The following is a 7,133-nucleotide window of genomic DNA, read 5'->3' as shown; positions in this document are numbered from 1 at the left end:
TCTCCCCATCTCCCCATCTCCCCATCTCCCCATCTCCCCATCTCCCCATCTCCCCCGCTCATTATTTACGAGCGATTGCATAATAGCGCCAAGGTGCAGGATAACCTTCAATTGTCAACGAAGGGTCTTGAGGATTGAGAAATTCTGACAAACTATCAATATTTGCCCAAGAAGTGCGCCGTTGTTCTGCTACTGACAAAGGTTCGGCAAAAAAACAATTAATATCACTAAACCCCGCTCGCCCTATCCAACTCTCTAAACAGGACTGAGTGGGGAGAAACCAAATACCTCGTGCTTGAGCATAACGTTTCCGAGGTGTTAGAGCTACTGGTAAATCTCCTGGAATGCCTTGACAGTCAATAATAATTTCCCCCTTGGGCGCTAAAGCTTCTCGCATTTTGCGTAGTAAAGCAATAGGGTCAGTGTGATGATAGAGAATACCCAAGCAGAAAATGGTGTCAAAAAATTGAGGGTAATAGTGAATGTGTTCAACTCCCAACAGTTCAAATATCAGCATTTTTTGTTGCACAATATTTTGAATAAGTTGAAAATTCCAAAAATGTTTTGCGTAGGGTTCAAAACCAATAACTAACTCGGGTTGTTGAGCTGCCATGCGGAACATAAAATAACCATTGTGGCAGCCAATATCGGCGACTCTACGATTTTTCAGAGAACTAATATGTGGCAAAATGCGTTCCCATTTCCAATCAGAACGCCATTCAGCATCAATGTTTATACCAAATAGTTCAAACGGACCTTTTTTCCAAGGACAAAATGTTTGCAAACTGTTCCGGAACAGTTGTTGTTGCTCTGGGGAGAGTTCCTCAGCACGACCGACTTTTATTGCTGCGCAGGAAAAGTCGAAAAAATGACTTTTGATATCTGTAACTGTTTGTACTGCTTCGTAATACTTTTGAGTAGAGGTTTCAAATAATTTTTTGTGTTTTTCTTGACGGGTTTTTAATATTGCTTCTGTATTGATCGGGATGTCATATTTATATAAATAATCTGAGGGAATATGGCCGATACTATTATTAAACATGAGACTAAATTTAGAGTTGGTGATGGATCTACGAGCAGAGCCTTTAGTTATAACGATGCCTGATATCGAAGATGAGCGTTATTATACTGCCCAATTGGTTGACCTTTACACCTTCAACTTTGATTACCTTGGCACTCGGGTTGAGGGTAATGGTGGAGGAAACTACCTCATCTCAGGTCCAGACTGGAGCGCAGAGCAACCCGAAGGAATTAAGCGAGTAATTCCGTCAGAAACAAATTTAGCTTACTCACTATTACGTACCCAGCTTTTTAATCCTGACGATATTGATAACGTGCAATTCAGGAAAAATATAAGGCTCAACCCTTGAGTGAGTTTCTGGGTACTCAGCCACCAGAAGCTCCCCCAGAAATTGACTATCCTCCAATCTCTTCTGAAACTTTGAATGAGCATTTCTTCGAGTATGTCAACTTCTTGCTTCAATTTGCTCCTACCCATCCCACTGAAGAAAGATTGCGCAAAAAATTTAAGAAAATTGGAGTGGAACCTGGAGCAGTATTTCCCCCAGAAGGTGTTTCTCAAGAGTGGCTAGATGCGATCGCATCCGGTCAACAGGCAGGAATAGACACTATTGATGAAACTGCCCAGGAAACTACATCATCCGCTGGCGTATTTGGAACGCGAGAAGAACTCAATAATGATTATCTCAAACGTGCAGTTGGATCCCTACTGGGTATCTACGGGAACTCAATAGCTGAGGCATTTTACCCAGGTTACATAGTAGATGAAAATGGAGAATTGCTTAATAGCGGGAACTATAATTATCTGTTACAGATTCCCCCAGAAGGCATACCTGCCCAAGCATTCTGGTCGGTGACCATATATGATGGAGTAACTCGTTATTTAATTCACAACCCGCTCGATCGTTACTTGATTAATTCACCGATGCTAGAAGAACTAGAAGAGAATGCAGACGGAAGCATCACCCTATATCTACAATACGAATCTCCTGGGACAGAAAAAGAATCAAACTGGCTTCCGGCACCGGATGGACCTATGTATGTTATCATGCGCATTTACATACCAGAAGAATATGTAATCAACGGTAGTTGGGAAGCTCCACCTATGGTCATTGCTGAGTAAAAATGTGTAGGAGATATTTGACAGGAATATTCGGATTAGTTCGGATTGCTCCCTAGTAAACATTTTTGCTGCTGTCCATCCTAAAGCTAGCTTTATCGCCCTTTGGGATGTGGCCTGAGATTGTGTTGTTAACCCATTTGATGAGGTTTTACCCATGTTCTTTAACCGTATTTTGAAGCCAATAACGCTCTTGCACTTTCTTTTTCAGAAAAATCCACTTGTAAAGAAGGCTAAAGAGCTAATCCTTTCTCTGTTGATTGCCATCCTTTGCTTGGCGATCGTTGCGCCCTCTGTCGCCCTGGCGGATGCCAGCGTTATCGGCCCAAACCCATTTATTGGTGATTTTGAAACCCATATTGGAACGCTTGAGTTCGAGTCAAATGGTTATCCAACTTCGGAAACCGTTGACAAGCTCTACGATGGGCGTTGCACAGTGACGAATGATTTGATATTTTTGATTGAATTGGATTGTGGATTAATCAATTGCTAGAATGATTAATTAATGGTTATTTTTAGTCAAAATCTAAACCAATTTTTGGCAATATCATTCCATAATGTGCAACCCCCTACGATGAGATGGATTTCCAGCGAGCTACCCAACTGTATTTATGGTCCGTACCTATGGTGAGTATGGCTGAATGGCAAGCTGCTCATGAAGAGACTTTTGGGATAGAAACGGGTGAAATTGTAGTTTACCAAACTTTCCCAGAAAAGTTAGGTATCCTCACCGCCAATGCTACGACACCCTACATCATTGGCTTCTTTGACCTGGCCAAAACTGGTCCTGTAGTTGTCGAAATGCCTGCTGGAGAAGCAGCCGGTTTTGCTGATGATATTTGGCAGCGTCCTATCGTTGACATGGGTCAAACCGGACCTGATGAGGGCTTGGGCGGTACCTACTGTATTTATGGTCCTGGTCAAAAGGGCTTAATCCTAAAGAATACTAAAAAGTGCGAATACCGCGTCCCATCGACCACCTTTAACGTATTTTGGGGTTTTCGCTCTCTCAACTCGGATAAAACCTAAAAAGCGTCGGGAGGAAGTTAGCCAGACCGTTTTAACGGCTGGTTGAATAACGACACGCGGGTAATAAAGCGAAGTAAAAATCTGCTATACTAGAAATGGCAAGTAAGAACAAGGTTTGTCGCCATGACAAGACCGCACTTTGCGGTGAAACTCCGGTGGACAGGAGACGGGGAATTAACTTCCTACGACGGCTGTTAGCTCCGCATTCCGCAGGAAAAGCAAGTAGGCAGCTAAAGCAGCGAGAAGATTGCTCCAACCAGTGCGAGTAAAACCACTCGTGAAAGCTAACAAAAAAAAGTAAACTGAAGAGCTACTTAATGCCCTGCGAATTTATCCCTTGGCACAACCAAGCGACAGTCCCGTTCCTATCAAGGATATTACCGATATTCAGTGGTCTCAGGTTCCCCGTCGTGGCCTTGCCTACTGGGAGCGCCTCGCAAACATCATCAGCCGCGAGCCCGTTCAAGAGCGCGATCGCCTGTTTATGGCTATGCTCAAACCCTTGGGCATTGAGAAAGTCGGTCTTGACGGCACTGTGACTTTTGCCCCTGACGAACGCCAGAAAGCAATCCTAGAGCAGGGTGCTTTGGTAGGAGAAGCCATGGCTCGGGTTAACGACTTCCAAAAGCGCAGCGAAGCGGCACATTATGCTGATGGTGTGCATTGGGAATTTGCTCTGATCCTTGACCCAAGTCAGGGTACCGAATACTACGATCAGCTTGATGAGCGGGCAGCCTGGTTTTACGAAGCTGTAACCGCCTCCTCCGGTATGGTAATTGATGAACCAGGTCAAGGGGGACAAGTTTACCTCGGTACTTATAAAGACAGCGATGGTAACTGGCTTGACGGTTCTAACACTTATAAAATGACCGTTCCTGCCAATCCTCCCATGGAGCAGTTTTGGTCAGTTACGGTGTATGACAACAATGCCCGCGTTTTCGTCGATACGGACACTGAAAAACCCGAGCGTTCCTCCAAAACAGATGACCTATATGAGAATGCTGACGGCACAGTTGATATCTACGTCGGTCCTCAAGAACCTACCGATCCTGACAAAGCCTCCAACTGAATTAAGAGCAACCCAGGAGAAGGCTGGTTTGCCTACTTCCGACTTTATGGCCCTACAGAAGACCACTTTAATGGAAACTGGGTTCTTAATGACTTTGTAAAGTTGAATAACGACACGCGGGTAATAAAGCGAAGTAAAAATCTGCTATACTAGAAATGGCAAGTAAGAACAAGGTTTGTCGCCATGACAAGACCGCACTTTGCGGTGAAACTCCGGTGGACAGGAGACGGGGAATTAACTTCCTACGACGGCTGTTAGCTCCGCATTCCGCAGGAAAAGCAAGTAGGCAGCTAAAGCAGCGAGAAGATTGCTCCAACCAGTGCGAGTAAAACCACTCGTGAAAGCTAACAAAAAAAAGTAAACTGAAGAGCTACTTAATGCCCTGCGAATTTATCCCTTGGCACAACCAAGCGACAGTCCCGTTCCTATCAAGGATATTACCGATATTCAGTGGTCTCAGGTTCCCCGTCGTGGCCTTGCCTACTGGGAGCGCCTCGCAAACATCATCAGCCGCGAGCCCGTTCAAGAGCGCGATCGCCTGTTTATGGCTATGCTCAAACCCTTGGGCATTGAGAAAGTCGGTCTTGACGGCACTGTGACTTTTGCCCCTGACGAACGCCAGAAAGCAATCCTAGAGCAGGGTGCTTTGGTAGGAGAAGCCATGGCTCGGGTTAACGACTTCCAAAAGCGCAGCGAAGCGGCACATTATGCTGATGGTGTGCATTGGGAATTTGCTCTGATCCTTGACCCAAGTCAGGGTACCGAATACTACGATCAGCTTGATGAGCGGGCAGCCTGGTTTTACGAAGCTGTAACCGCCTCCTCCGGTATGGTAATTGATGAACCAGGTCAAGGGGGACAAGTTTACCTCGGTACTTATAAAGACAGCGATGGTAACTGGCTTGACGGTTCTAACACTTATAAAATGACCGTTCCTGCCAATCCTCCCATGGAGCAGTTTTGGTCAGTTACGGTGTATGACAACAATGCCCGCGTTTTCGTCGATACGGACACTGAAAAACCCGAGCGTTCCTCCAAAACAGATGACCTATATGAGAATGCTGACGGCACAGTTGATATCTACGTCGGTCCTCAAGAACCTACCGATCCTGACAAAGCCTCCAACTGAATTAAGAGCAACCCAGGAGAAGGCTGGTTTGCCTACTTCCGACTTTATGGCCCTACAGAAGACCACTTTAATGGAAACTGGGTTCTTAATGACTTTGTAAAGGTGACGGAAAGCTCAAGAATTTCAAAGTATCAAAAATGCCAAAGACGTAAGGCTATTGCAAGTCCTCAATGACTTTGTAAAAGTTGACGGAAGACTCTAAATTCCTCAGTTGACTGAAATTCTCTCTGGGAAAAGCTTTTAGGTCAAAAGTGCAAAATTAATATAACTTGAGTTAGACGACTTTGAAACGCTGGAAGCTTTAACTGACAAAGATTATGTTGTCAAGCTTCCAGCTTTTTTGGCAATAGGGGAATTACTTCCGCACTTTATAAACCCCGTAGGAAACCTCGCCAATTAGCACTCGCTTTTAAAGGCATGACTTTTAACTTCTAACTTCCGGGTAGCGACACTAGAGTTTCACCCCTCACCCCCGAAAGTTGGCGGCGGCAGCAGGCCAGTTTTTATTGGCACGGGCAATATTGCCTGGAATATCACGTTCCCAGCGATCACGAATCCTTAAACTGAAATTGAGATATAGCTTCCCTTCGACAATGCTCCAGGCTTCTGGAACAATAGGAGCTGTGTATCCATTGGCAACGGCAAAAGCACAGAAACCACCATACTGCGGAGCATATTGCTCTGGGGAAGCTGCAAACAAATCACGATTTTTGGCACTGGAAAACCACCAGTTGACTCCCATCCAGTTGTGAGTAAATTGTTTATTTCCTTGGACAGGTTTACCTACTTGAAAATACGCAACTGGGTCAGTACCTCGAATGGCAACTCCGTTTTCCGCAAAAATCGGCTCTGTGGCATTGGCTATTTGAGATTCATCAGCCTTGTTGGAGGATACGGCAATAGCAGGTGATACGGGATCGGTGGATAGTTCCACTGATGGCTGAGGGGAATTTTTCGTTTGTAGGGAAGCACACCCTATGACCAACCCGAAACTAACTAAAGACAGGACAAAATATCGACGTTTCATATTAACTTTTTCTCAAAAGGATTTTGGGATTGCAGGCTCGACATCTTTAACTTAAGCTAGTCAACTGAGCAGGCTGTGAGAAATTCCTGAAACTGCTCTATAAAACTGATACAAAGCGTCACATAGTGTGACAACTTGAGGTTTACTTCCTGCTTCTACTGAGGCCGTCGGCGGTTGCTCATCCACAGGCATTCACGGTCGAGCCGACCGCATCTCTCAAATTTATACTTGCGTTTAAATCTCGATCTATTGACAAGCCACAGTCAGGGCAATCATAAATTCTCAGGCTTAACGGCATATCTTGAACATGACCACACCTACTGCAAGTTTTTGATGATGGAAAAAACCTATCAACTGCTACTAATTTAGAACCGTGCCATCGTGTTTTATATTCGAGCTGTCTCCGAAACTCATAAAAGCCTTGGTCGGCTATAGATTTAGCTAGCTTATGGTTAGCTAACATACCGCTAACATTCAAATCTTCTATGGCAACAACGCTGTGGTTTTTAGCTAAATATGTTGTCAATTTATGAAGTGCATCTTTGCGGATGCTAGCCACTCGTCTATGCAGCCTAGCTATCTTAAGTTGTGCTTTTCTCCAATAGACTTGTCGCGAAATAAAACCTTAAAGTGAAATGGGAAAATTCTGGTTTTCACTGATTAAATTATCCTGCCATTAAGTAGAAATTCCAGAGTCCAGCCGCAGTGAACATGAAGCGATCGTCGCGCATCTTTAATG

10 protein-coding genes and 1 pseudogene are annotated in these 7,133 nt (G+C 44.6%); 8 read left to right on the top strand and 3 right to left on the bottom strand.

What is annotated here, in order from left to right; translation table 11 throughout:
* Positions 1 to 61: 61 nt before the first annotated feature.
* On the bottom strand, positions 62 to 1,042 hold the full coding sequence (gene cmoB, locus D5R40_RS28830) for a tRNA 5-methoxyuridine(34)/uridine 5-oxyacetic acid(34) synthase CmoB (protein WP_124147570.1): 981 nt from the start codon (positions 1,040 to 1,042) through the stop codon (positions 62 to 64).
* Between the two features lie 55 nt (positions 1,043 to 1,097).
* Here cmoB and D5R40_RS28825 point away from each other — a divergent pair, with 55 nt between their 5' ends.
* From D5R40_RS28825 to D5R40_RS28800, 8 genes are all read left to right on the top strand, one after another.
* Positions 1,098 to 1,370, top strand: a complete 273-nt coding sequence (locus D5R40_RS28825; protein WP_161564740.1) for a DUF1254 domain-containing protein — start codon at positions 1,098 to 1,100, stop codon at positions 1,368 to 1,370.
* On the top strand, positions 1,367 to 2,143 hold the full coding sequence (locus D5R40_RS28820) for a DUF1214 domain-containing protein (protein WP_161564739.1): 777 nt from the start codon (positions 1,367 to 1,369) through the stop codon (positions 2,141 to 2,143). The genes D5R40_RS28825 and D5R40_RS28820 overlap by 4 nt, the downstream gene beginning before the upstream one ends.
* Before the next feature lie 154 nt (positions 2,144 to 2,297).
* The gene (locus tag D5R40_RS28815; RefSeq protein WP_124147567.1) at positions 2,298 to 2,633 is read left to right on the top strand and encodes a hypothetical protein; all 336 of its coding nucleotides are present in this window, start codon (positions 2,298 to 2,300) and stop codon (positions 2,631 to 2,633) included.
* 140 nt (positions 2,634 to 2,773) lie between these two features.
* Positions 2,774 to 3,169, top strand: a complete 396-nt coding sequence (locus D5R40_RS28810; protein ID WP_161564738.1) for a DUF1254 domain-containing protein — start codon at positions 2,774 to 2,776, stop codon at positions 3,167 to 3,169.
* Positions 3,170 to 3,264: 95 nt separating this feature from the next.
* Positions 3,265 to 3,438, top strand: a complete 174-nt coding sequence (locus tag D5R40_RS36335) for a hypothetical protein (RefSeq protein WP_161564737.1) — start codon at positions 3,265 to 3,267, stop codon at positions 3,436 to 3,438.
* A gap of 68 nt (positions 3,439 to 3,506) precedes the next feature.
* The gene (locus tag D5R40_RS28805; RefSeq protein ID WP_124147565.1) at positions 3,507 to 4,238 is read left to right on the top strand and encodes a DUF1214 domain-containing protein; all 732 of its coding nucleotides are present in this window, start codon (positions 3,507 to 3,509) and stop codon (positions 4,236 to 4,238) included.
* A gap of 155 nt (positions 4,239 to 4,393) precedes the next feature.
* Entirely contained in the window at positions 4,394 to 4,567 is a 174-nt protein-coding gene (locus D5R40_RS36330) for a hypothetical protein (RefSeq protein WP_161564737.1), read from the top strand.
* A gap of 68 nt (positions 4,568 to 4,635) precedes the next feature.
* Positions 4,636 to 5,367: a DUF1214 domain-containing protein gene (locus tag D5R40_RS28800; protein WP_124147565.1), complete on the top strand. Its 732-nt coding sequence runs from the start codon at positions 4,636 to 4,638 to the stop codon at positions 5,365 to 5,367.
* 466 nt (positions 5,368 to 5,833) lie between these two features.
* Here the strand turns inward: D5R40_RS28800 and D5R40_RS28795 are convergent, their stop codons facing one another.
* Together D5R40_RS28795 and D5R40_RS28790 are read right to left on the bottom strand one after the other, a co-directional pair.
* Entirely contained in the window at positions 5,834 to 6,394 is a 561-nt protein-coding gene (locus D5R40_RS28795) for a YHS domain-containing (seleno)protein (RefSeq protein ID WP_124147564.1), read from the bottom strand.
* Between the two features lie 178 nt (positions 6,395 to 6,572).
* Positions 6,573 to 6,995: pseudogene (locus tag D5R40_RS28790) on the bottom strand (RNA-guided endonuclease InsQ/TnpB family protein); the annotation flags it as partial.
* Positions 6,996 to 7,133: the final 138 nt, after the last annotated feature.

It is taken from the genome of Okeania hirsuta, from assembly GCF_003838195.1.
Taxonomy (GTDB): domain Bacteria; phylum Cyanobacteriota; class Cyanobacteriia; order Cyanobacteriales; family Microcoleaceae; genus Okeania; species Okeania hirsuta.
Note: the sequence above shows the minus strand (reverse complement) of the source record. Positions and strands in the feature narration are given on the sequence as shown.

Coding starts and splice junctions, on each gene's coding strand:
- cmoB (WP_124147570.1), bottom strand. CDS start 1,042: ATGTTTAATAATAGTATCGGCCATATTCCCTCAGATTATTTATATAAA.
- D5R40_RS28825 (WP_161564740.1), top strand. CDS start 1,098: ATGCCTGATATCGAAGATGAGCGTTATTATACTGCCCAATTGGTTGAC.
- D5R40_RS28815 (WP_124147567.1), top strand. CDS start 2,298: ATGTTCTTTAACCGTATTTTGAAGCCAATAACGCTCTTGCACTTTCTT.
- D5R40_RS28810 (WP_161564738.1), top strand. CDS start 2,774: ATGGCTGAATGGCAAGCTGCTCATGAAGAGACTTTTGGGATAGAAACG.
- D5R40_RS36335 (WP_161564737.1), top strand. CDS start 3,265: ATGGCAAGTAAGAACAAGGTTTGTCGCCATGACAAGACCGCACTTTGC.
- D5R40_RS36330 (WP_161564737.1), top strand. CDS start 4,394: ATGGCAAGTAAGAACAAGGTTTGTCGCCATGACAAGACCGCACTTTGC.
- D5R40_RS28795 (WP_124147564.1), bottom strand. CDS start 6,394: ATGAAACGTCGATATTTTGTCCTGTCTTTAGTTAGTTTCGGGTTGGTC.